We start from the raw sequence: 22,984 nt of genomic DNA on the forward strand, positions 1-22,984 counted from the left end.
GCCTCCCGAGCACCCAGCGGAGAACGGTTTCCGCCACCGGAACGTCTTCAGCTTACATGCCTCACGAATTTTTCACCTCCGTAGGAACTTTAATCGCGCCTTCGGGGGCATCGACGCGATTGAGCGACCAGCGATATTCAACTGGAACTCTCAAGCGATCGCAGGTTTCCTCCAAATGCTTTTGCTGAGAAATGGCTTTTCGCAAGGTGACGATCAGTTGCTGAACCTGTTCGCGTTGGTGAGGATGCTGGCTGACTGCAGACATCGTTTGGCGCTCCAAAAGTTGCAGCAGTAATTCGTAGTGAATATGCGATGGAAGGGGAATTGGCTCCATGTAACGCTCACCTATCGCGGTAAAGAGTAAAGCTCTAGATTTTAGTATCTAAAGACTAAGTTGACGAAAACACAATCTTTCTTAAAAATGGCAGACTAACTAGAGGCTGTCTAGCCTCCTAGTGGCTAACTTGTGGCTACCTCGCCGCTAACTTGAGATAGACAACGTCATGCGATCAGTTGCCGTAGTGCTTGCCCTGGATCGGATTGCTTAATCAATGACTCTCCTACGAGAACCGCCGTTGCACCTGCTGATTGAACGAGAGAAATGTCTTCGGGGGTATGGATACCTGACTCACTCACTGCAAGAATACCTCGTTCTGCAAGCTGAGCGCCACGAGCTGTCAAGATCGCCTTAGTGGTATTGAGGTCAACGGAGAAGTCTTTAAGATTGCGATTGTTAATACCGATCAGCGTTACTCCGTCTAAGCCAAGAACCCGATCGAGTTCGTCAAGCGTATGCACTTCGATCAGCGCCGTCATGCCCAACGCTTTAACAATCTTCAAGAAATACTGCAAATCTTTATCAGGTAAAACTGCTGCAATCAGTAAAACGGCGTCTGCGCCTTGCAACTTTGCCCAATACATTTGATAAGGATAAACGATGAAGTCTTTGCACAACAGCGGGAGATCGACAGCCGCACGAATTTGCGCTAAGTTCTCAAAGCTTCCTTGAAAGAATTTTTTATCGGTTAAGACCGATAGACAGGTTGCCCCACCAGAAGCGTAAGCCTTGGCGATCGCAACCGGATCAAAATCGTCTCGAATCACGCCTTTGCTAGGAGATGCCTTTTTGACTTCTGCAATCACGGCGGGGTTAGTTTTACCGTTTTGCAAAGCCGCTAAGAAGTTACGCGGTACAGAGTCGCTTTCTGCAACCTGTTTCTGCAATTCGCTCAGGGGTATCTTATCCCGCATCTGCGTCACTTCAACTTCTTTTTGCCAAACAATCTCTTCCAGAATATTTTGAGGTTGATTTTCCGGCGCGTTGACTTGGTATCGTAACTCCTGCACCGCGATCGCAGGATTAGGACGGCGACGACGAATTTCCATGTTGCACAAGGGTAAAAGGGTTGAGAGGATGACGTTGAGGCGATTAATGCGCCCTCACCCTAGCCCTCTCCCGCAGGAGAGGGAACAAGATTAGGATCGGCTCCCCTCCCTGTGGGAGAGGGGTTGGGGGTGAGGGCAAAACACATTCAAAGTACATTAATGAACGGCTGCCCGCTTATAAGCTTCATCTAGAATTTCGGACAGCGTCGGATGGGTGTGAACCGAGAATGCGAGCGATTTTACCGATTGACGATTGGCGATCGCATTTGCAGCTTCTTGAATTAAATCAGCCGCGTGAAGTCCGATGATGTGAGTGCCGAGAACTTCGCCTGTGTCTTTGCGATAAACAATTTTAGCAATTCCTTCCGATTCTCCTTCTGCGATCGCTTTAGCATTGCCCTTAAAGTAGGTTCGCACCGTCGCTACCTCGAAACCTTCTGCCTGTCCTAATTCCTTGGCTTGAGGCTCGGTTAAGCCAACAAAGCTGATCTCTGGATGGGTAAACGCGGCGGCGGGAATGCTGCGATAGTCCATGCTGCGATCGCGTCCGCAAATATTTTCGATCGCCGCAATGCCTTGAGCTGACGCCGCATGAGCCAACATCATTTTCCCGGTCGCGTCCCCAATTGCCCACAAGTGAGGCACAGGTTCGCCATTAGACAGCACTTCCATGCGATCGTTCACTGGAATGAAGCCTCGTCGATCTAATTCCACGCTCACCGATTCCAGCCCTAAATCTTTCGCAAAAGGAATTCGACCTGTGGCGATTAGACAGGCATCCACTTCTAGCGTTTCCAGGGGTTCTTTGGTTTTGGCGTCAATCAGTTCGATCACAACGGGAGAACCAGGGGTCACTTTTGCCGCTAACACTCCAGCCTTGGTCTCAATGTCACGCGGCGTTACGAGAATGCGCTGTGCCAGTTTTGCAATATCGGGATCAAATCCGGGCATCAGTTGATCTAATGCTTCGATCATCGTCACTTCGCAACCGAGCGCCGTATAGACATCCGCAAATTCTAGACCGATGTAGCCACTACCGACGATCGCCACCCACGGCGGCAGCGACTCTAACTTAATCGCATCGTCGCTGGTGAATACGGTTTTGCCGTCTGTCTCAGCCCCGGGTGGCACAAACGGCACTGACCCCGGAGCGAGAATAATATCTTTTGCTGTAATCGTTTTTTCTCCTTCTGGTGTGGAGATGCTGAGCTTCTGCGCTCCTGAAACTCTTGCCCAGCCGCGAATTACATCAACGTTGAGCCGCTTTAAGCTGTTGGTGAGGCCGTCCTGTTGCTTCTGCACAATTCCAGCCGCATGATCTGCGATCGCTTGGCGGTCAAATCCAACCGAACCGACTTCAATCCCTAGCGACTTGAGATGGTGGGCATTTCGCAATTCTCGCACCCGCCCCGATGCTGCCAGCAACGCTTTTGACGGAATGCAGCCGCGATTGACGCAGGTTCCGCCCATATCTGCCGCTTCGACGATCGCGGTCTTGAGTCCACAATCCACGGCATGGAGTGCTGCACCGTGTCCACCAACGCCTGCACCAACAATCACCAAATCAAAATCAAAATCGTTAGCCACATCGCCCTCCTGGTGGTTATTGCCCTATCTATTGTCAACTGCCAGGGGTAAATTCGACAACACAGATTCTTTTGGGCATGGCACTTCAAGAAGAGTTTGCTCAACCTGACGATCATGAAATGAGCCGATTGTGACAGGAGTGGGCATTCTAATCAGAGCGGAGAATCCGTGGAACCTATAGTTAGGGTTAGTCTACTCAGATTGAAGAAATCTGTTGACTCAAGGCGATTACAAGGCGAGCTTACGGCTCAGTCCATTCAGTAAGAGTTAGGCATTATGGAACAGCAAGAACTGCGACGTGCAGCAGCTAAAGCATTTATGGAATCACTCGATAAGCTGCAAGAAACGCTATCTGAGTCTGAAGCCAAGACGAAGGCTCAACCCACAGCTGCACCAGCAATGCCAGTACAGCTTGAGGAATTTGAGCAAGCAGTGGCGGACATTGAGCAGTTTATGCAGTCAAAGGGCGAATCAGCCTGATTGCTGTCGTTTTGCTTCGTAAAGCATGAGGGCTGCCGCGATCGCCACATTGAGCGATTCCACTCCTGGGCTTAACGGAATAGTCACTTGAGCATCTGCAAGCTCGTTCAGATGGCGAGACAACCCGGCTCCTTCATTTCCCATCAAAATCAGACTTGGTTTTCTAAAATCGACTTCCCAGTAGGTTTGCGCTGCCGTGGGAACGGTCGCGATGATCTGCATGCCCTGTTGTTTGGCGTTAAGAATTTCTGCCTTCAAGTTGGAGCTAACGCCCATCGGCAACCGGAACCATTGCCCCGCCGATGCTCTTAGCACTTTTGGATTGTCCAAATCCACGCTATCTGCGCTGAGCAAAAGTCCTTCTACTCCCGCCGCCGCCGCCGTCCGAATCATGGTGCCAAGATTGCCAGGGTCTTGAATTGTTTCAAGAACAAGTCCAAAGCGTTTGAGTGCCAATGGCTGAGAATAAATGCGTTCTGCGGTGGCAACAATGCCATCAGGTTCAACGGTCGTTGCGATCGCTTTTACCACTTCAGGACTGGCTATTTCTAGCCGCTGAGAGCGATTCTGAAGCTGCTGCCACAATGAAGGGTGTTGAGCCTGCCATATTTCTGTACAGCAAATGGTCATGAGGGGCAACCCGACGGCGCACGCCTCTTCAACTAAATGCGTTCCTTCCAACAGAAAAAGCTGCTGTTCGCGTCGCTCTTTAGCGCGGTGTAGCTTACGCAATTGTTTAACTAACGGATTTTGAAGACTAGTAAGCATGATTGTCGCAAGCACAGTCAGGGCATTCTTGAAAATAAAATTGCGGATTCACCTCCGGGATTTACCCATAGGATTCACCCTTAATATGAGCATTCGCAGACGGGCTTTCCTTCAGGCTGGCGCTGGCACACTGCTTGCCTCGATCGCGCATGGATGTGTGCAGCAATCTCAGAGTAGCCCAACGATCGCGATCACTGACACACTACTCAAGCAGATTCAGCAACGCGGATATTTACTCGTTGCCACCGAAGATGATTATCCGCCCTTTGAATTCCTCGTCAATGGCAAGCCGACGGGATTCGATCACGAACTGCTCGATCGCCTCAGAAAACAAGTGCCATTCGAGATTCGTCAGGAGATCGTGCCTTGGCAAGGGCTTTTACCGGGCGTGGCAGAGGGAAAGTACGATGTTGCGCTGACAGCAGCGGTGATTACCGATGAGCGGGCAGAAACATTGGATTTCACGACGCCGTTCGCGGAATCAACGATCGCCTATGTCAAACGCAAAGACGATGCCTCAATTAAAACGCTCCAAGATTTGGCTGACAAAGCCCTAGGAGCACAACAAGGCGGGGCTTCGTTTGCGGCCGTGCCAGATCTTGAAGCAGTACTAAAACAAAAAGGCGGCAAGCTTGGCCCGGTGAAACAGTATCGCAAGTTTGCTGAAGCGTACCAAGATTTACTGAATCAGCGTCTAGATGCCGTGTTGCACAACATTGTATCGCTCTCGGTCTTGGTCGATGAGAAGCCTGCAATCTTTGGGTTAGGAGAACGAGTCGGTCGTAAATCTTATGCAGCCTGGGCAGTTAACAAAGGCAACCAAGAGCTACTTAATTTTCTGAATGGCTTTTTGGGTGATTTGCGCCAAGGAGGAGAACTGAAGAAACTTCAGGAAAAATGGCTCAAGATCACGTTTGATCAGCTGCCGACCGAGCCGCTTTTACCAGGCGATCGTCCCCTTCGCTCGATCAGCGCGAGTCCGATAAAGCGGTGATTCGTCCATTGCATCTATCACCTGAGACAGTGACAAAGGTTTCTGTCAAACTCGCATCCAATCAACTTCCTACGTGTGGGTAATGAAGCTTAAACGGTTCAAACCAATTCCTGATGCAAAGCGCAATCTCCTCATGCGGCTTTTGATTGGTAGTACAGCACTGGTTGTAGGTATCACAGCTTACTCCAGCTACCAAGTTGTTCGGAACACTATGCTAGAAAGCCTCAAGCGCAATGCGTTTTTAGAAGTTCAGCAAGGCGGAGATGACCTTGATCGCTGGCTCTCTAACCTCAAAACGCATATTGAAACGCTGGCAAGCACCCCGGCTGTGCGATCGATGGATTGGTCGCAAGCTGAACCCTACCTAAAAGCCGAAGTATTGCGCTTTAGTGATAGCTACGAGATTGTGACGGCGCGCTCAAATGGTCTGCGGAATGTCATAGGCGGCGGCTCAATTAATATCTGGGATCGGGTGTATTTTCAAAAAGCGATCGCTGGACACACGAATATCAGTGACCCTCTGATTAGTCGATCGCTGAAGTTGCCCGCTATCATCGTTGCGGCTCCGATTCGGCAAGAGTTTGATACAGCGAGTGTACCGATCGGCGTGGTTCAGAATGTTATCCGACTTGATCGCATCGCGCAAGTGGTCAATAACGTTCGCTATGGCGATCATAGCTACGCCTTCGCCCTTGACTCAAACGGCAGCGCGATCGCGCATCCCGATCCGACACTGATGCTGAGCGTGAAGAATTCCACCTCCAATCTTGCTCAAGCCACCGATTCCAATTTAGCTGCGATCGCACAGCGTATGATCAAACAGCAGCAGGGAATTGAATTACTCCCGATCGACGGCACGTTAAAGTATGTCGCTTATCTACCGCTAAAAGAAGCAAACTGGTCAATGGCGCTAGTAATTCCGCGCGAGGATATTGAATCGAAGCTGCGATCGCTTGATGTCATTGCCCTTGTCATATTCGGTCTTGCGGGCACCATGATCGTGATTCTCTGGCAAGTGCAGGCGCTTGAACAACGACAACTCAAGCAATCTAAAGAAGTTTTAGAGCAACGAGTTAGCGAACGAACGGCAAAACTATCTGCCACCTTAGAGCAACTGCAGCGATCGCAGCTTCGACTGGTGCAAAGCGAGAAAATGTCTGCGCTTGGCAGCTTAGTTGCGGGTGTTGCTCACGAGATCAACAATCCTGTCAGTTTTATTTTTGGCAATCTCAACCACGTGCGTGAGTATGTCGGTGATCTGCTGGATCTGCTTCAGCTTTATCAAAAACACTATCCAAGCCCCCATGCCGAAATTGAACAGCAGGCAGAGGCAATCGATCTTCCTTTTTTAGTTGAAGATTTACCTAAAACAGTCGCCTCAATGCGAATGGGTGCCGATCGCATTCGTCAGATTGTGTTATCGCTGCGGAATTTTTCTCGCCTCGATCATTCAGAAGTGAAGCCCGTCGATATCCATGAGGGCATTGATAGTACGTTGCTGATTTTGCAACACCGCCTCAAAGCAACCTCAGACCGCCCGGAAATGCAGGTGATTCGGGAATATGGCGATCTGCCAGAAGTAGAATGCTACGCAGGGCAACTGAATCAAGTGTTTATGAATATTTTGAGCAATGCGATCGACGCTTTAGAAGAACAGGAGGCGAGGAATTTAGAATGCTCACCGCTAACGATTCGGATCACGACTCAACGCTATGGCAGCGATCGCATCCGAATTTGCATTGCAGACAACGGAAACGGGATGTCTACGGCAGTGCAGCAACGCATTTTTGATCCGTTCTTTACAACCAAAGAAGTGGGTAAAGGCACGGGGATGGGTATGTCGATTAGCTATCAAATTGTGGCTGAGAAACACCAGGGATCGATGTGGTGTGAATCGGCACCAGGACAAGGGGCTGCATTTTGGATTGAGATCCCGAGTTGCGCTCTGCGCAACTCTGAAGGAACTGTGCCCGCTGAAGCTTTGGCGGCATAAAAAACGGATGAGACGTTTGCCTCATCCGCGACTGATCTTGCTAAATTACGAAATTAAGCTTCGTCGAGCGCCGCAATTCCAGGGAGTTCTTTGCCTTCTAGCAGTTCTAGACTCGCACCACCACCAGTTGAAATGTGACTCATTTGGTCTGCTAGGCCGACTTTTTCAACGGCAGCTACCGAGTCACCACCACCAATGATCGTGATCGTTCCTTTGGGGGTCAGCTCGGCAAGGGTGCGTGCGATCGCTTCCGTACCAGCCGCAAATTTATCAAACTCAAATACTCCCATCGGACCATTCCAAATCACCGACTTGCACTGGGACAGCGCTTGCTGGAACGTCTTTACGGAGTCAGGCCCAATATCTAACCCCATCCAACCGTCAGGAATATTCTCGACGCTGACCGTTTGAGCATTTGCATCGGGTGCAAAATTATCAGCAACGACAACATCGGTCGGCAGCAGCAAATCAACGCCTTTCTCTTTTGCTTTGGCTTCCAGTGCCCGTGCCAAGTCGAGTTTATCTTCTTCAACCAATGACTTACCGACGTTTAAGCCGCGTGCTTTGTAGAAGGTGAACACCATGCCACCGCCAATTAGCAGCTTATCGACTTTATCGAGCAGGGTTTCGATCACGGTAATTTTGCTAGAAACCTTAGAACCGCCAACAATCGCCGCTAACGGACGCTGAGGATTCTCGATCGCGCTCTGGAGATATTCCAATTCTTTCTCAATCAGCAATCCTGCCACGGAGGGCTTTAGAAACTTGGTTACGCCTTCTGTGGACGCATGGGCGCGGTGAGCTGTTCCAAAGGCATCGTTTACGTATAGATCTGCGATCGACGCAAGCTTTTGAGCAAATCCGGGATCGTTCTTTTCCTCTTCTTTGTAGAAGCGAACGTTCTCTAGCAGCACGACATCACCAGGCTGCATTGCGTTCACGGTGGCATTCACTTCATCACCGATGCAGTCATTGCACTTGGTCACGGGCTTACCCAATACCTCAGATAGCCGATTGCCAACGGGCGTCAGACGGTACTTGTCTTCAGGACCATTTTTCGGACGCCCAAAGTGACTGCTCAAAATCACCTTTGCGCCTTTCGAGGTCAACGCTTGGATGGTTGGCAGCGCTGCCCGAATGCGCGTATCGTCGGTGATATTGCCTTGCTCATCTAACGGCACGTTAAAATCAGCCCGCACCAGCACGCGCTTTCCTTGCAAATCAGAGGACGATAGATTGTTAACAGTCTTTTTGGGCACGATACTACTCCTAGAATGAGTCTTTCTACCTACGTCTTAAATTTTCTCATTAATTGCCCCTCTGCGATCGCGAATCCACTGATCCTGTTGTAAGTTCAGAAAGATAAGACCTATTGAGTTATCTGTCCCATTCACACAAATCCATGTTTAAGACAGTCTTGTTTCCCATCGACCAAAGCCGTGAATCCCGCCAAGCGGCTGAAAAAGTCTCAGAAATTGTGCAGTTTCACAAGAGCCGTCTCATCATCGTGTCTGTGGTTGAAGCTTCAGCAGTCGAAGAAGTTCCGACCGATACGATGGCATCACCAGATGCGGTCGCCAAACTCTTACAAAACGCAAAATCATTATTCTCTCAACAAGGCATTGAAGCAGAAACGATTGAACGAGAAGGAAACCCCGCCTTCACCATTTGCGATGTTGCCGATGAAGTCGACGCCGATTTGATTGTGATGGGCTGTCGCGGGCTCGGACTGACCGACGAAGTCTCTGAAAGTGTCACGAATCGAGTGATTAGTTTGTCGCCATGTCCGGTGCTAGTTGTGCCATAGCGATTAACCGCCTTGTATGCCTGGGAATGCTTGAAAACAACCATTCCCCGCTTAAACGCGCTAGTGCTATGCCTCACGCAGGAAGAAATGTTCGATTGTTAGCATTCCACCGCCGTACAAAGGCTATATCGTTGGTTGGCACGTCAGTGGCCCTCATTGCTTTGCCATTCGTTGCGACATCTTTTGCAAAAAACTTCTTGTTCTTACCGTCTACTAAGTTTACGTTGCCAATTCCTGTGTACTTGGCTTGCTTCTTCTTTGCTGTACTGGTATTAGTTCAGGCTCAGTACTGGTGGAAACGAGCAAATCATGCCGATCAAGGAGCATTGGCAGAGGAAGAAATTGCAGCAATGCTTGATCCTCTGAAAAATTTAGGCTGGCAGATCGACTATGGAATTCGCGATCGCAGAGTCGGCGATATTGACGTTTTTTTGCTCTCGCCCAAAAAACGCGCTTACACGATCGATGTAAAATCTCACAAAGGTAATGTCCGCTGGAATGGTAAGCAACTGCTTCGGCAATATGGACGCTCCCAGTTCCCCTTCGAGAAAGACTTTTTGAAACAAGCGAAGCGTCAAGCCGTCGTTATGAAGCAGAACCAGAACTCTAAATTTGTTACACCCCTCGTGGTTTTCTCAAGTGCAACCGTTTTAGATATTTCTAACCCTGTTGAAGGAGTGTACGTTATAGGAAGAGAAAAACTTTTATCCTGCTTACAGTCGCTAGGATAGAAGCTTCTCAGCCCAAATCAATATTTTGCATTCATGTCCTCTCCTCCCATCCAGTGGTATCCCGGTCACATCGCTAAAGCAGAAAAATCCCTGCTTGAGCAGCTAAAGCGCGTTGATGTGGTCTTAGAAGTGCGTGATGCTCGCATTCCTGAGGCAACTCATCATCCTCAGATTGAGCAGTGGCTTGGCAGCAAGGGGCGTGTGCTGGTTCTCAATCGGATGGATATGATCTCAGCGTCTGCCAAAGAGCGCTGGACAGAATGGTTTCAGCAGCAGGGACAAGAGCCTTACTTCACCGATGCTCAACACGGAAAAGCGATCGATGCCGTTTCTAAAGCCGTTCAAGTCGCGGGCGCTCAGGTGAACGAACGCAGGCGCGATCGCGGGATGCTGCCTCGGCCCATCCGTACGGTTGTGCTCGGATTTCCAAACGTTGGTAAATCAGCGTTGATTAATCGATTGCTCAAACGAAAAGTCGTCGAAAGTGCCCGTCGGGCCGGGGTGACTCGCCAGTTACGCTGGGTAAGAATTTCTGAGCAAATTGATCTTTTAGATGCTCCCGGTGTCCTTCCGAACAAGCTCACAGATCAAAATGCAGCGATTAAATTAGCCATTTGTGATGATATTGGCGAAGCTGGGTATGACAATCAGCGCGTCGCGGCCGCGTTCATCGATCTGCTGAACGACTTGCAGGTTAAACAAGCCTTACAAGAACGCTATTCTTTAGCCTTAGAGGATCTGAGTGGAGAAAGCTACTTGCGATCGCTTGCTGATCGAACCTATCAGGGTGACATCGAGCGCACAGCAAGGCAGATTTTGACCGATTTTCGGAAAGGGAACTTAGGCGCGATCGCACTAGAATATCCTCCAGCGGAATAAGCAGTATTACGTCACTCGAAATTCGGTATTTGTAACATTTGCTAATCTCTAGAGCGCTCTTTGTCTGAGGCGCTTTTTAGGGTAATTTGCTACACCTTCTTGACGGTGTAATGATTGTAAGAAAATAGTTAAATACAGCCAATTCTTCTGAGCTTTCAGTTTAATTGTTGACGAAGAAGCAAGTCATTTAACACTTCAAAAAGCCATATTTTAAGTTGAAATGTATTAACTATTACTTGCTTTCTCTAGGCAGTTCTGCTTAAGATACGATTCGTCAAATTTAAACACACTTTCTACGGATATTTAAACAGACAAAGATTTCTTCTTCAGGTGAGGAACTTCTCAGTTTTTTTTTCGTCATAATCTTCAACCCTCTTACATCGTTGGGTTTCAGCGTTCAACGCACCTATCGAAAACTGTTTGAGGGGATACCGTTTTTCAGCTTAAATCGCTCTACTATTTTCAGACAGTTATACACTCTTTATTCTTTCTATATACAACCGTTACGAGAGCGATTTAGAAACGAATGGTAAATGGGTTTGCTCGATAACCTGCTGAGATAGCGATGTTATAGATAAACAATCTTTCTTAATGCATGTGGGGTGTGGCTATGGCTCTAATTCGTGATGTTGTTCAACAAGCCCTTGCGACTGGAGTTTTGACGGTTGAAGCCGAGAATTTGCTTCGGCAACTGTTGAGCATGAAATATGAGCAAGAGGATTTCCGGGCATTTATGACTTTGCAGCGAGCAGCAATGGCAGGATCCGTCAAGCAAGAATCTCGCTTATGTCGTGGCTAGAAAGTTGGGGGTCGAGGTTAAGAATATTAGAGAGTTAACCCGAAAAGGGGCGTTCTACCCAATAATTCTTGATGCCTGTCGCCCAGAAAACCGTCAGAACTTCACTTTCTGTGGCAATCTGAAAGACAGTAAGAAATGTTGATCTTCTCTTTCACATTGTCGAAAGTTTAATTCGCTGCATATGCAAACTTTGCCGAGTCCTACTGCTACCGCTTCAAGCCAATATTCGACCGATCCTGCCATTCAGCGTCGCAAAACCCGTCCTGTTCCGGTTGGCAGCATCACGATTGGAGGCGGATATCCCGTCGCGGTGCAGTCCATGATCAATGAAGATACGCTAAATATTGATGGGTCTGTAGCGGCAATTCGTCGCCTACACGAAATTGGCTGCGAAATTGTTCGAGTGACTGTGCCCAGCATGGCGCATGCCAAGGCAATGGAAGAGATTCGCGATCGTTTACACAAAACCTACAAGCCGGTTCCATTAGTAGCAGATGTCCACCACAACGGCATGAAGATTGCCCTAGAAGTGGCAAACTATGTCGATAACGTGCGAATCAATCCGGGGCTGTATGTGTTTGAAAAGCCAAAGAGCGATCGCACGGAATATACCCCAGCAGAATTTGATGAAATCGGCGAGAAGATTCGCGACACCCTCAAACCTCTGGTGATTTCGCTGCGCGATCAAAACAAGTCGATGCGGATTGGCGTCAATCATGGTTCTCTCTCAGAACGGATGCTCTTCACCTACGGCGACACTCCTGAAGGCATGGTGGAATCGGCATTGGAGTTTATTCAAATTTGCGAATCGTTAGAGTTTTACAACATTGAACTGTCGCTCAAAGCTTCTAGAGTACCAGTCATGATCGCGGCCAACCGCCTCATGGTGAAGCGCATGGACGAACTTGGAATGGACTACCCAATTCATCTAGGTGTCACCGAAGCGGGAGACGGCGAATACGGGCGGATCAAATCGACCGCAGGCATCGGAACACTTTTAGCAGAAGGAATCGGCGATACGCTTCGTGTGTCGCTTACTGAGGCTCCAGAAAAAGAAATTCCGGTGTGCTACGGAATTTTGCAAGCCTTGGGACTCCGTAAAACCATGGTGGAGTATGTAGCGTGTCCTTCCTGCGGACGCACCTTATTCAACCTAGAAGAGGTGCTGCACGAAGTCAGAACTGCCACTCAACACCTGACTGGCTTAGACATTGCGGTGATGGGATGCATTGTCAACGGCCCTGGAGAAATGGCAGATGCAGACTACGGTTACGTTGGTAAGCAAGCAGGTTACATTTCGTTATACCGGGGTCGAAACGAGATCAAGAAAGTGCCTGAAGCCCACGGTGTGGAAGAGCTAATCAACCTAATTAAATCTGACGGGCGGTGGATTGATCCGTAAAACTTAAGCATATTTATTGCGGATCGCCTCAGTTTGCTGTGTTAGATTGAGCATAATCTTTTCAGTCACCTTCTAAGCATTGAGCCATATGACCATGACGAAACGAGCGCTTGTCTTAGGTGCTACGGCAGTCGCCGTTACTGGTATCACCATCACGGGGGCTGGAATTCTCAACAAAGGGCAAGCGTTCTTTCGGGAGAGTCCGAAGGAAATCGTGGATGAAGTGTGGCAGGTCATCGATCGAAATTACGTTGATCCCACCTTCAATCAAACCGATTGGAAAGCGACGCGCAGCCAATATCTCAATCGCAATTATGCCAACAAAGAAGAGGCATATAAAGCGATTCGAGAAATGCTGAAAAAGTTGGGTGATCCTTACACCCGCTTTATGGATCCAGCAGAATTTAAAAATATGCAGATCGATACGTCCGGAGAACTAACGGGCGTCGGAATTCAGCTTGCTGCCGATGAAAAGACCAAGAAACTGACTGTCATTGCGCCGATCGAAGGCAGTCCAGCCTCATCTGCCGGGGTATTAGCAAAAGATATCATTACTCAAATCGACGGCAAGAGTACCGAAGGCATGGACGTGAATAAAGCCGTCACCCTGATTCGAGGTCCCGTAGGAACCGAGGTGAAGCTGACCGTTCTTCGAGGCAACCAGTCGCTCGATTTCCCGCTCAAGCGAGCCAAAATTGAAATTCACCCGGTGCGTTACAGCACCAAAACGTCTCCGACTGGAAATGTTGGCTACATTCGCCTCGTGCAGTTTAGCGCTAATGCGGCGACTGAGATGCGCGACGCCATTCAGAACCTGGAGAAGCAAGGCGTTTCTGGCTACATTCTAGATTTACGCTCTAATCCAGGTGGTCTTCTCTATGCCAGCGTTGACATTGCGCGGATGTGGATTCCAAATGGGGGCATTGTATCAACGGTTGATCGACAAGGTGTGTCTGACAAAGAGACCGCCAACAATCGCGCCTTGACCGCGAAACCATTGGTTGTTTTGGTGGATGGTGGCTCTGCCAGCGCGAGTGAAATTCTCTCTGGCGCATTGCAAGACAATCGCCGTGCCACGATCGTTGGAACCAAAACCTTTGGAAAGGGACTGGTTCAATCGGTACGAGGCTTGGGAGACGGATCAGGTCTAGCGGTGACCATCTCGAAATACCTCACACCACTGGGTCGAGATATCAACAAACACGGCATCGATCCAGATGTGGTGCTTGATTTAAATGATCAGCAGCGTCAGGCTTTGGTGCGCGATCGCGACAAGATTGGCACTCCCGAAGATCCACAGTATGCCAAAGCGCTGCAAGTGTTAAACCAGCGCATTTCTGGCAAAGATATCACTCGCGCTGGCTCAAAGTAATCTCAGCTAGGCTGGCATTTTCCAGCCCGAATTAAACCAACGCGACGTGCGATCGCTTCACCCTCTGAATCAAACGGACCCCAGTGTTTCGTTTCCTCAGAGGGTTTTTCATGATTTTCCTCCACTTCACGGGCGGAAAGAATTTGGCAATGTCCCTCTGGTTGTTTCACCACATACCACTCGTCTGCCTGGCTCATGCTTTAAGTTCTCCTTGCGATCGCTTTTCTTGATACTGGCACCCGTGTTTCGGGAAAGCTGATTAAAAGCTAAAAGTCTACGGTCGATCTGTCAAGCGCTTGTTGCAAGACCCTTGGCAAGAAGACAGTTTAGACGATAGCAGTATCTAGCCTCCACTGGATTGACCGACGCCTAACTCCTCCCAGATTAATCGCACCAAACTCCCACAGGATCCCTTTCCCCTTCAGAGTTCTTTACCGCACCAGGATATGACACCAGAAACACAGCGTCCGTCCATTACGCCTCCTCCCGCGCCTCGCGTGCCGCCTGCACCGCCACCTCCTCTGCGGCATTCTAGTAGTGCAATGACAGACGTAATCAGCGCTCCGCGTCCGCCTGAAGAACCTGCTTCGCAACCATTTACTGGACTCGTCGCTCCTGTCAGTAAAATGAGTGCAGCAACCCAAACTCTAGCCACACCAGGTGCGTCGCCCGTTTCTGCAAATCCTACCGTCGCGATGCCAACACCTGCAACTAGTGCAAACCGCAGTTCCACAGAGGCGACTTCAACTACGGGTGTGATTTCATCTCCACCTCCTTCCACACCCGACATCTCCAGTGGAGCAACGCCTCCTATCATGGGACATCGTCCTACTGCACCACCTACAGTTCCTAGTACGGCACGACGTTCTTCCAATGGGTCTCCAACCTTAGAGCAACTCATTAAAGTTGCGTTTGATAAAGGCTTTTCAGATGTTCATGTGGGAGTAGGTGAAGTGCCTCGCTTCCGCAATCGTGGCGAAATTGAAGCGACAGACTATCCCGTGACCGATCACGAGACTTTCATGAGCTGGTTACGCGAGGTATTGAGCGAAGCGGAGATTAAGCAGTACCAAGATACTCTCGATTTTGACGGTGCGACTCAGTACGAATTCGCGCGGGTCCGAATCAACATTTTTGACTCGTTGCACGGCGGGGCAATGGTCATGCGGTTGATTCCGCTTAAGATTTTGACGATGGAGCAGCTAAACTTGCCTCCTGTCTTCAAAGATGTATGTCACTATCACAAAGGCTTGATTCTGGTGACGGGTCCTACAGGATCAGGTAAATCGACTACGATGGCGGCAATGATGGACTACATCAACAAGGAGATGCCGAAGAACATCATTACGATCGAAGACCCGATCGAATTTATCCATAAGAGCCAAAAATCGTTGATTAAGCACCGCGAAGTCGGTGTACATACCCACAAGTTCGACAATGCGCTTAAAGCCGCACTGCGGGAAGATCCAGATATTATCCTCATTGGTGAAATGCGCGACAAAGAGACCGTCAACACAGCTCTAAAGGCAGCTCAAACGGGACACTTAGTGATGGGAACGTTGCACACTAATAGCGCGGTGAAAACCATTGAGCGGGTTCTGAGCTTGTTTAAGCCAGAGGAACAGCCTCCGATGCGGGTGGCACTGGCAGAATCGTTGGTGACTGTCATTGCGCAGGGACTTTGCCGCACAACGGATGGTAAACGGGCAGCATTCCACGACATCATGATTAACACTGACGCGATTAGAGACTACATCCGTAAAGGGGAATTAGATGAAATTGAAGCAATTATGCCAAAATGCGGTTTCGACGGCATGTGTACGATGAACCAATCGCTCTACAAACTGTACGAAGAAGGTCGGATTACCGAGGAAGTTGCGTTAGAGATGTCGCCGAAGCAGAACGAAATGGCTCAGATGCTGCGGGGGCGAGTGTAGACTACTAATTCGCTCTTAAAAGAACAAAGGGAGGACTTTCACCAGCCCTCCCTTTGTTTGTTATTCGTTCTTATTCGCAAACTCGATCTGGAACTAAAGATTAGAGAGTTCCACCTGCAGCTTGCAATCGTGCCCGTGCCTTTTTCAGAGCTTGAACAGCTTGCAGTTGCTCTTGCTTAGAGTTACCTTGCTCGGCTTTTGCAAGCGCCGCTTCTGCTTCAGTGTAGGCCGTCTTAGCGGTATCACGATCGATGGTGTCACCACGCTCTGCCCCATTGACCAAAATCGTCACTTCGTTGCTTTCAACTTCAGCAAAGCCACCTGTTAGCGCGATCGGAACCCAAGTTTTATCTGCCCGAACTCGCATGACGCCCGTATCGAGAGCCGTCAGCAACGGCGCGTGCCCTGCCAAAATTCCCAGTTGCCCAGTTGTACTGGGCAAAATCACTTCATCAGCAGTAGAATCCCAGACAGTTTTATCTGGAGCAATAACCCGAACAGTTAACGGCATAATCTTCAGTCAGAAGTAAACGATCAAAACCCACAACCTAGGAGCAGGAGGAGTAGAATCAGTTTTGTCAATCCTCCCTCCTCCCTCGTCCTTTACTTAGCCTCTGCCTTCATCTTGTCGGCTTTCGCGATCGCTTCATCGATATCGCCTACTAAGTAGAAAGCTTGCTCTGGCAACTCATCGAGTTCGCCTGCCAGAATCCGCTTGAAGCCTTCGATCGTTTTGCCAAGCGTCACATACTTGCCTGGAGATCCGGTAAAGACTTCTGCCACAAAGAAGGGTTGAGACAAGAAGCGCTCGATCTTACGGGCACGAGACACGGTCAACCGGTCTTCCTCCGACAATTCATCGAGACCCAAGATGGCGATGATGTCCTGAAGCTCTTTGTAGCGCTGGAGGGTGGACTGCACGTTACGAGCTGTGTCGTAGTGATCATCACCTACGATCGCTGGCTGCAACATGGTCGAACTCGAATCTAGCGGATCGACCGCTGGATAAATTCCTTTAGAGGCAAGACCACGAGATAGAACGGTAGTTCCGTCTAGGTGGGCAAAGGTGATTGCAGGGGCAGGATCAGTTAAGTCATCCGCTGGGACGTAGACGGCTTGAATCGACGTGATCGAACCTTCGGTCGTCGAGGTAATCCGCTCTTGCAAGTCACCTACGTCTGTACCCAAGGTTGGCTGATATCCTACTGCAGATGGCATCCGTCCAAGCAGTGCAGATACTTCTGAACCCGCTTGCACAAACCGGAAGATGTTATCCACAAACAGCAAAACGTCTTGCTTGTTAACATCCCGGAAATACTCTGCCATTGTCAGACCTGACAGACCGACGCGCATTCTTGCTCCAGGCGGTTCATTCATCTGACCGTACACTAGCGCAATCTTAGAGTCATTGAGATTATCCTTCTTGATAACGCCAGACTCCATCATCTCGTTGTAGAGGTCATTTCCTTCACGGGTGCGCTCACCCACACCGGCGAACACTGATACCCCACCGTGCTTAGTCGCAATGTTGTTGATTAGTTCCATCATAATGACGGTCTTACCAACGCCTGCACCGCCAAATAGCCCAATCTTTCCACCGCGCCGATAGGGAGTTAGCAGGTCAATCACCTTAATGCCGGTCTCGAATACGGAAGGCTTGGTTTCCAGCTCGGTCAGCTTCGGAGCATCGCGGTGAATTGGAGAGGTTTCGGTATTGTTAACGGGACCTCGGTTGTCTACAGGTTCTCCCAAGACGTTAAAGATCCGACCCAAGGTGGCGGCTCCGACCGGAACGCTAATGGGAGCGCCTGTGTCTTCGACTTCCGTGCCGCGCACCAAGCCGTCTGTAGAACTCATAGCAACAGCACGGACTTGGTTATCACCGAGAAGCTGCTGCACCTCACAGGTCACAGAAACGTCTTGACCCGCATCAGTTTTAGTTTTGATCTTCAGGGCGTTATAAATCTGTGGCATTTTGCCGTTAGGAAATCGAACGTCCAGAACCGGACCGATGATTTGTGTGATGTAACCGACACTTGTTTTTTCTGCGGTGGTGACCATGCTTACGCCCTACTGTGGTTCAGCTATTTCAAATACAATTTTGTGCGTTAATCGCCAGCTCTCAGCTTATCACCGAGGGGTTACAGTTGATTAAGCAATTTTTCCTACTGCTGTGATTTCTGGAAAAGCTTTTAGCGGGTCTGACCCACTGTGAGCCAAGCTGTGAGTCAAGCGGATCTTTTATGCGCAGTAAGCCCTGTTTGTCTCGCGCCGTGGTTCGCCAATGCAGCACATTGTGAAACTAATACATTTAGAAGGTGAAACTAATACATTAGTTAAAGAAAAGTATTTTGCTCTGAGTTTGGGATAAGAGAAGAGCAGAGGCGAGCAGTTTTTCCTCTTCATGAAAAACTCTCTGCTTTCTGCCCTAGAAATCTCTTTACCCCGTAAATATTAAGGTGTGAGTTAAGCAGACACTGTTTAAAGTGTTGCTCTTACGATTTCACTAAGGGAGACTGCCATTTGGAAAGGTTAGAAGGACTGACGAATCCCTCTAAAGCATTTTCCTGTGTAGACATTTTCCGACCTGATAAGTGGTCGTAGAGATGCATGATTTGATTAGCTTTGGCATTCCAGCTGTAATGGGTTACGGCGTGTTGATGAGAGGCTTGACCGTAAGCTGTGACCTGAGCGGGATGAGTAACAAGGTTCTCTAGCTCGGCAGTGAACCGTTGCACGAGTTGATTTAAATTTCCCATAGGCACTTTGACACCACAATTAGGTTGTACTAAATCCGCTGGGCCGCCGTAATCTACAACCACAGGAGCCATACCACACGCCATTGCTTCAATGACAACGCCTGCCCCTAGTTCACGAATTGATGGAAAGGCAAAGATCTCAGAGTCGCGCATCATCTGCCCAACTTCCACTTGAGATTTGCGACCCACCAATTGCACACAATCTTCTAAGTGATGCTCAGCAATAATGTCTTCTAACCGCGATCGCTCAGGACCATCTCCAACGACAACGAGCCGATGCTCTCTTAGAAGCGGACTTGATGCAAACGTGCGGACGACCACTTCCGGTAGTTTGTAAGGAACGAGACGACCTACAAAGAGAATAGTCATCTGCTGCCGCTGCGGGCGGTTAGGAGCAGAAAATAATCTTGGATCAATGCCAACTTCTGGAAAATTAATTACCTTTGAGCGATCGCGGTTGGGCAAGTCTGCGATCGTATGCTCAAAGGCTGCCAAAATAGCCGCTGACTTTTGATATGTCGCTTGAACAAACGGCAAATGGCGATAGACCGCACGGACATAACTTAACCATTCACCTTCTCTCCGGAGTTCCGCTTGAAACTGCTTAGGCCAAGGCAAGCCACCATTAAGAGGACCCAGAACAAACGGAACGGGACTTAAGGTTGCTATGAGGCTCGGTTGCGTCGGTGACATCGGAGTTAATCGATGGACAACATCAAACTCATGATTTTTTAACTGATGTTGAAACTGCTGCCAGACGGCCCACTCGAAATAGAGCGCATGAAAGTAGTTCATTGCCGCGCTAGTTGTCCACCCCGTTTGGTCGCCTCCCCGTAAGAACTTTGTGAACTTATAGAGAGGGGCTGCAAAGTTTTCTGTATCTAAATAAATTACTTTAGCCTTGCCGCAGCCGTCTCGCTCAATATTGGGTTTGTTGCGAATTTGCGTGACGAGTGTTACATCTGCCTGCTCCGCGATCGCTCGTGCGAACTTGTAACCAACCACAGGCAACGAAGGCCAATCCGGGTTGCAATCCTCAGCCAATATTAGGACTCGCATATAAATTCAACTTGCTCCACTTGTCTTCCAATTTCATTCGATCGAAGCGTTCAACTGAAAACTCGTTTAACTGAGAAAGTCCACAGATATATCTACAAAACTGGGGAAACTTTATCTAAGCTAGATATTTAAGAACACACGTTTAGGCAATGCGCAACTGCCGTTCCCCTCACATCCCAACTTCTCCCACTGGATAAGGGGAGTGGGAATGCTCCTGCTCTCTCTTTCCCCTTCCACGGGAGGAGGGCTGGGGATCAGGGCGGTGTGAGGATTCCGAGTACGACAAACTTAAAGTTGCACATTGCCTACTTTTGCGCAGATAGGTTTTGCGCAGACACGGTAGTTACATAGCTATATCTAGAGAATCAAAGGAAAGGAAGATTCACATCCTCCTTATTGGATATTTAGTTTTGGTAAAGATTAGATGGATTGCCTAGTGGTTTTTGTAATTTGCAGATACATATTAGTGAAGATACTTAAGTAGTTTCCACAGTAAAGGCAAAAGTCACTTTTTCTACGGCTTGTCAACGTTTTTTAATGAAGACACACTTACTACCTACCGGAAAGGCTTTAGCCATCTCACTTGTTTAGGAGAAACGAGCAGTAGCGCCCTTCTGAATTGGTGATTACTCATGCTTTCTAAATTTAGAACTGCTAAAGGCCTGGAGTAGAAAGCTACCAGCGAACGATTCAAGTAACCCATTTTAGACACTCTATTCATTATCATCAGGTGGTTCAATGAGAAGTCCTCGTGTTGTCATCGGCTTACCCGTTTACAACGGTCAAAACTATCTTCGTCATGCGATCGAGACAATCTTGGCGCAGACATATACAGATTTTCAATTACTCATTAGCGATAATGCGTCCACAGATACGACTGAAGAGATCTGTCGTGAGTATGCGAAGCAAGATAGCCGCATCGTCTATCATCGCCAAGAGCACAACATCGGGGGTGGACCTAACTACAACTATGTCTTTCAGGCTAGCGATGCTGATTACTTTAAGTGGCAAGCGCATGATGACACGATTGAGCCAGACTATTTGCGGCAGTGTGTAGAGCTGTTGAATCAAGATGATTCTCTTGCAATTGCTCACAGCCGATCGCTAGTCATCAACGAGACTGGGCAGTGTCTCGGAACCTATGATGGCGAAATTCGGTTAAACGGTGCAACTCCGTCTGAGCGGTTTTGGAAAATTCTCTGGGCAGGCTACTTTACTGAAGTGTTTGGCCTCATGCGATCGCATATGGTGAAACGAACTCACCTACAGCGTAGCTTCGCAGGATCAGATCGCAATTTTGTCGCAGACATGCTACTGCAAGGCAATGTGGGCTACGTTGAGAAATACCTATTCTCTCGCCGTGACCATGCAGAATGTTATTGCAAACTAAAAGACACGGCAACGAAGTTAGAGTGGTTTGATCCTAAGGTGAAGCGCAGCCTATCGAAGTTCACTGGATTGGCGAAGACCAAAACCTATTTAGATGCGATCGCGACTTTTCCGATGTCCCCTATTGAACGCGCTCGCTGTGTGCAGAAATTAGTGGAGTGGAGTCTGCGACGCGGCATTGAGAGCGTCACGGGATCGGGAGAGCAATTTGGCGATCGTTTCCGTCAAGAGTTTGCAGCCAGTCGTCAATGGGAATCGGATTTCGATATGGAGCGGGTAGTGTTGAATACTTCTAGTGACTTCACTCCTGTTGGCTCAGTGCTTAGTAAAACAGAATCCTAACATTTGCCGCTGACTCTCAATTTAGACCCTCATCTCATCATCTAAATTGTCTACTCATCTCTAACCGCGCTTACTCTTTAGGCGCGGTTTTTCTAGTTAAATCATTTCGACCCATTGATTGGAGTTACTGCGAATAGCAGCTATGGCTGCTTGATGACAATAATTGCTAAAAATAAACGTCAACGTTATTCTGCTAAAGGGGACATCTTTACTTAAGCCCACTGGCTCGCGATCGTCATGTTTAATGATAAAAATTTAGAGAAATTTCCTTTAAATCGTCGTCAAGCGCTGAAGTGGGGACTAGTCGCAGGAGTTGGAGCCGTCGGATCGGTGCTGGGAGTTGAGGCACTCAATCGGCGCTCATCGTCTCAAGTTATTATCCCTCCTGTGCAGAATAGTTTGTCAAACACAGCAGTAGCGAACCCATTAGCAGTCTTGCGCGACTTTGACTATGGAACAGTCAAGCAAGAGAATGGACGCACGGTGCGGGAATTTCGGGTTGAAGCGCACACGTCACCCATTCAACTCAACAGATCCACCACGTTTATCACCTGGAATCTAAACGGACGAGTTCCGGGGCCAACCTTTCGAGCAACCGAGGGCGATCGCATTCGCGTCATCTTCTATAACCGGGCTGGGCATTCTCACTCACTACATTTTCACGGCGTACATCCCCCTGATATGGATGGGATTAAGCCTGTGCGAAATAATACGGTAATGATTTATGAGTTTGATGCAGAGCCGTACGGCGTTCATCTGTATCATTGCCATATTGCACCTGTGACGCGGCATGTAGGCAAAGGACTCTATGGCATGTTTATTATTGACCCGCCAACGCCGCGTCCGCCTGCGGATGAGATGATCATGATTATGGCGGGCTATGACACAAACGAAGATCAGAAAAATGAACTTTACGCAATCAATGGCTTGCCCGATTACTACATGAATCACCCGATTCCGATTCAACAAAATCAGTTGATCCGGCTGTATGTATTAAACCTGATTGAGTTTGATCCCGTCGTCACGTTCCATCTACACGCCAATATGTTTAAAGTATTTCGGACAGGACGCACCCTAGAACCGAGCGAAGAAACTGACGTAATCACGATGGGCACCGCAGAGCGGCACATTTTAGAATTTAGCTTCCGCTATCCTGGCAAATTTATGTTTCATCCGCATCAAGACGCGATCGCAGAAGCAGGGTGTATGGGACTGTTTGAGGTTGTTGGCAATGCTAAAGCTTGAATCAGGATAGGACGCGCCCAGCCAAATTATTGACAATTATTCCCACAAGCCGTCA

At 48.8% G+C, this 22,984-nt stretch carries 21 protein-coding genes; 12 read left to right on the forward strand and 9 right to left on the reverse strand.

Features of this window, described 5'->3' with window-relative positions; genetic code table 11:
* Positions 1–61: 61 nt before the first annotated feature.
* The 3 genes from AC5JLB_RS18970 to lpdA form a co-directional block, all read right to left on the reverse strand.
* Positions 62–334, reverse strand: coding sequence for a DUF5340 domain-containing protein (locus AC5JLB_RS18970; protein WP_495875386.1), 273 nt, complete (start codon positions 332–334; stop codon positions 62–64).
* A 167-nt stretch (positions 335–501) separates the two neighbouring features.
* Positions 502–1,386: an indole-3-glycerol phosphate synthase TrpC gene (trpC, locus tag AC5JLB_RS18975; RefSeq protein ID WP_495875387.1), complete on the reverse strand. Its 885-nt coding sequence runs from the start codon at positions 1,384–1,386 to the stop codon at positions 502–504.
* A gap of 156 nt (positions 1,387–1,542) precedes the next feature.
* Entirely contained in the window at positions 1,543–2,973 is a 1,431-nt protein-coding gene (lpdA, locus tag AC5JLB_RS18980) for a dihydrolipoyl dehydrogenase (protein WP_495875388.1), read from the reverse strand.
* Between the two features lie 276 nt (positions 2,974–3,249).
* On the opposite strand from lpdA, the gene AC5JLB_RS18985 reads away from it, so the two are divergent.
* Positions 3,250–3,453, forward strand: coding sequence for a hypothetical protein (locus tag AC5JLB_RS18985; protein WP_495875389.1), 204 nt, complete (start codon positions 3,250–3,252; stop codon positions 3,451–3,453).
* On the opposite strand, the gene AC5JLB_RS18990 is transcribed toward AC5JLB_RS18985, so the two are convergent.
* Complete coding sequence (locus AC5JLB_RS18990; protein WP_495875390.1) at positions 3,445–4,221, reverse strand: TrmH family RNA methyltransferase; 777 nt, start codon at positions 4,219–4,221, stop codon at positions 3,445–3,447. The two genes, AC5JLB_RS18985 and AC5JLB_RS18990, sit on opposite strands and share 9 nt — an antisense overlap.
* An 85-nt stretch (positions 4,222–4,306) precedes the next feature.
* Between AC5JLB_RS18990 and AC5JLB_RS18995 the strand changes: the two genes are divergently transcribed.
* Positions 4,307–5,215, forward strand: coding sequence for a transporter substrate-binding domain-containing protein (locus AC5JLB_RS18995; RefSeq protein WP_495875391.1), 909 nt, complete (start codon positions 4,307–4,309; stop codon positions 5,213–5,215).
* 82 nt (positions 5,216–5,297) lie between these two features.
* Positions 5,298–7,208: a sensor histidine kinase gene (locus AC5JLB_RS19000; RefSeq protein ID WP_495875392.1), complete on the forward strand. Its 1,911-nt coding sequence runs from the start codon at positions 5,298–5,300 to the stop codon at positions 7,206–7,208.
* 53 nt (positions 7,209–7,261) lie between these two features.
* Here AC5JLB_RS19000 and AC5JLB_RS19005 read toward each other — a convergent pair whose 3' ends face one another.
* Positions 7,262–8,467, reverse strand: a complete 1,206-nt coding sequence (locus AC5JLB_RS19005; RefSeq protein ID WP_495875393.1) for a phosphoglycerate kinase — start codon at positions 8,465–8,467, stop codon at positions 7,262–7,264.
* A 143-nt stretch (positions 8,468–8,610) separates the two neighbouring features.
* Here AC5JLB_RS19005 and AC5JLB_RS19010 point away from each other — a divergent pair, with 143 nt between their 5' ends.
* The 6 genes from AC5JLB_RS19010 to ctpC all read left to right on the forward strand — a co-directional run bounded on the left by AC5JLB_RS19010 (position 8,611) and on the right by ctpC (position 14,198).
* On the forward strand, positions 8,611–9,015 hold the full coding sequence (locus AC5JLB_RS19010) for a universal stress protein (RefSeq protein ID WP_495875394.1): 405 nt from the start codon (positions 8,611–8,613) through the stop codon (positions 9,013–9,015).
* A gap of 68 nt (positions 9,016–9,083) precedes the next feature.
* Positions 9,084–9,746 (forward strand): nuclease-related domain-containing protein, encoded by a 663-nt coding sequence (locus AC5JLB_RS19015; RefSeq protein WP_495875395.1) that lies wholly within the window; start codon positions 9,084–9,086, stop codon positions 9,744–9,746.
* Between the two features lie 33 nt (positions 9,747–9,779).
* A complete protein-coding gene (ylqF, locus tag AC5JLB_RS19020; RefSeq protein ID WP_495875396.1) occupies positions 9,780–10,625 on the forward strand; it encodes a ribosome biogenesis GTPase YlqF in 846 nt (281 codons plus the stop codon).
* A gap of 610 nt (positions 10,626–11,235) precedes the next feature.
* A complete protein-coding gene (locus tag AC5JLB_RS19025) occupies positions 11,236–11,424 on the forward strand; it encodes a hypothetical protein (RefSeq protein WP_495875397.1) in 189 nt (62 codons plus the stop codon).
* A gap of 181 nt (positions 11,425–11,605) precedes the next feature.
* Entirely contained in the window at positions 11,606–12,826 is a 1,221-nt protein-coding gene (gene ispG, locus AC5JLB_RS19030; RefSeq protein ID WP_495875398.1) for a (E)-4-hydroxy-3-methylbut-2-enyl-diphosphate synthase, read from the forward strand.
* 94 nt (positions 12,827–12,920) lie between these two features.
* Positions 12,921–14,198, forward strand: a complete 1,278-nt coding sequence (gene ctpC, locus AC5JLB_RS19035) for a carboxyl-terminal processing protease CtpC (protein WP_495875399.1) — start codon at positions 12,921–12,923, stop codon at positions 14,196–14,198.
* Between the two features lie 2 nt (positions 14,199–14,200).
* Here the strand turns inward: ctpC and AC5JLB_RS19040 are convergent, their stop codons facing one another.
* Positions 14,201–14,395: a hypothetical protein gene (locus AC5JLB_RS19040; RefSeq protein WP_495875400.1), complete on the reverse strand. Its 195-nt coding sequence runs from the start codon at positions 14,393–14,395 to the stop codon at positions 14,201–14,203.
* A 249-nt stretch (positions 14,396–14,644) separates the two neighbouring features.
* Between AC5JLB_RS19040 and AC5JLB_RS19045 the strand changes: the two genes are divergently transcribed.
* Positions 14,645–16,135 carry a type IV pilus twitching motility protein PilT gene (locus tag AC5JLB_RS19045; RefSeq protein ID WP_495875401.1) on the forward strand — a complete coding sequence of 497 codons (1,491 nt, stop codon included), beginning with the start codon at positions 14,645–14,647 and terminating at the stop codon, positions 16,133–16,135.
* A gap of 100 nt (positions 16,136–16,235) precedes the next feature.
* On the opposite strand, the gene atpC is transcribed toward AC5JLB_RS19045, so the two are convergent.
* The 3 genes from atpC to AC5JLB_RS19060 all read right to left on the reverse strand — a co-directional run bounded on the left by atpC (position 16,236) and on the right by AC5JLB_RS19060 (position 19,953).
* The gene (gene atpC / locus AC5JLB_RS19050; protein WP_495875402.1) at positions 16,236–16,646 is read right to left on the reverse strand and encodes an ATP synthase F1 subunit epsilon; all 411 of its coding nucleotides are present in this window, start codon (positions 16,644–16,646) and stop codon (positions 16,236–16,238) included.
* A 92-nt stretch (positions 16,647–16,738) separates the two neighbouring features.
* Entirely contained in the window at positions 16,739–18,196 is a 1,458-nt protein-coding gene (gene atpD, locus AC5JLB_RS19055; protein ID WP_495875403.1) for a F0F1 ATP synthase subunit beta, read from the reverse strand.
* A gap of 434 nt (positions 18,197–18,630) precedes the next feature.
* Positions 18,631–19,953, reverse strand: coding sequence for a glycosyltransferase family 4 protein (locus tag AC5JLB_RS19060; RefSeq protein WP_495875404.1), 1,323 nt, complete (start codon positions 19,951–19,953; stop codon positions 18,631–18,633).
* A 738-nt stretch (positions 19,954–20,691) separates the two neighbouring features.
* Here AC5JLB_RS19060 and AC5JLB_RS19065 point away from each other — a divergent pair.
* Positions 20,692–21,684, forward strand: a complete 993-nt coding sequence (locus tag AC5JLB_RS19065) for a glycosyltransferase family 2 protein (RefSeq protein WP_495875405.1) — start codon at positions 20,692–20,694, stop codon at positions 21,682–21,684.
* A 237-nt stretch (positions 21,685–21,921) separates the two neighbouring features.
* The gene (locus tag AC5JLB_RS19070; protein ID WP_495875406.1) at positions 21,922–22,929 is read left to right on the forward strand and encodes a multicopper oxidase domain-containing protein; all 1,008 of its coding nucleotides are present in this window, start codon (positions 21,922–21,924) and stop codon (positions 22,927–22,929) included.
* Positions 22,930–22,984 lie beyond the last annotated feature (55 nt).

It is taken from the genome of Myxacorys chilensis (genome assembly GCF_059505265.1).

Bases quoted from the DNA above. Each gene is read 5' to 3' on its own strand.
- AC5JLB_RS18970 (WP_495875386.1), bottom strand. From the start codon at position 334: ATGGAGCCAATTCCCCTTCCATCGCATATTCACTACGAATTACTGCTG.
- trpC (WP_495875387.1), bottom strand. From the start codon at position 1,386: ATGGAAATTCGTCGTCGCCGTCCTAATCCTGCGATCGCGGTGCAGGAG.
- AC5JLB_RS18985 (WP_495875389.1), top strand. From the start codon at position 3,250: ATGGAACAGCAAGAACTGCGACGTGCAGCAGCTAAAGCATTTATGGAA.
- AC5JLB_RS18990 (WP_495875390.1), bottom strand. From the start codon at position 4,221: ATGCTTACTAGTCTTCAAAATCCGTTAGTTAAACAATTGCGTAAGCTA.
- AC5JLB_RS18995 (WP_495875391.1), top strand. From the start codon at position 4,307: ATGAGCATTCGCAGACGGGCTTTCCTTCAGGCTGGCGCTGGCACACTG.
- AC5JLB_RS19000 (WP_495875392.1), top strand. From the start codon at position 5,298: ATGAAGCTTAAACGGTTCAAACCAATTCCTGATGCAAAGCGCAATCTC.
- AC5JLB_RS19010 (WP_495875394.1), top strand. From the start codon at position 8,611: ATGTTTAAGACAGTCTTGTTTCCCATCGACCAAAGCCGTGAATCCCGC.
- AC5JLB_RS19015 (WP_495875395.1), top strand. From the start codon at position 9,084: ATGCCTCACGCAGGAAGAAATGTTCGATTGTTAGCATTCCACCGCCGT.
- ylqF (WP_495875396.1), top strand. From the start codon at position 9,780: ATGTCCTCTCCTCCCATCCAGTGGTATCCCGGTCACATCGCTAAAGCA.
- AC5JLB_RS19025 (WP_495875397.1), top strand. From the start codon at position 11,236: ATGGCTCTAATTCGTGATGTTGTTCAACAAGCCCTTGCGACTGGAGTT.
- ispG (WP_495875398.1), top strand. From the start codon at position 11,606: ATGCAAACTTTGCCGAGTCCTACTGCTACCGCTTCAAGCCAATATTCG.
- ctpC (WP_495875399.1), top strand. From the start codon at position 12,921: ATGACGAAACGAGCGCTTGTCTTAGGTGCTACGGCAGTCGCCGTTACT.
- AC5JLB_RS19040 (WP_495875400.1), bottom strand. From the start codon at position 14,395: ATGAGCCAGGCAGACGAGTGGTATGTGGTGAAACAACCAGAGGGACAT.
- AC5JLB_RS19045 (WP_495875401.1), top strand. From the start codon at position 14,645: ATGACACCAGAAACACAGCGTCCGTCCATTACGCCTCCTCCCGCGCCT.
- atpC (WP_495875402.1), bottom strand. From the start codon at position 16,646: ATGCCGTTAACTGTTCGGGTTATTGCTCCAGATAAAACTGTCTGGGAT.
- atpD (WP_495875403.1), bottom strand. From the start codon at position 18,196: ATGGTCACCACCGCAGAAAAAACAAGTGTCGGTTACATCACACAAATC.
- AC5JLB_RS19060 (WP_495875404.1), bottom strand. From the start codon at position 19,953: ATGCGAGTCCTAATATTGGCTGAGGATTGCAACCCGGATTGGCCTTCG.
- AC5JLB_RS19065 (WP_495875405.1), top strand. From the start codon at position 20,692: ATGAGAAGTCCTCGTGTTGTCATCGGCTTACCCGTTTACAACGGTCAA.
- AC5JLB_RS19070 (WP_495875406.1), top strand. From the start codon at position 21,922: ATGTTTAATGATAAAAATTTAGAGAAATTTCCTTTAAATCGTCGTCAA.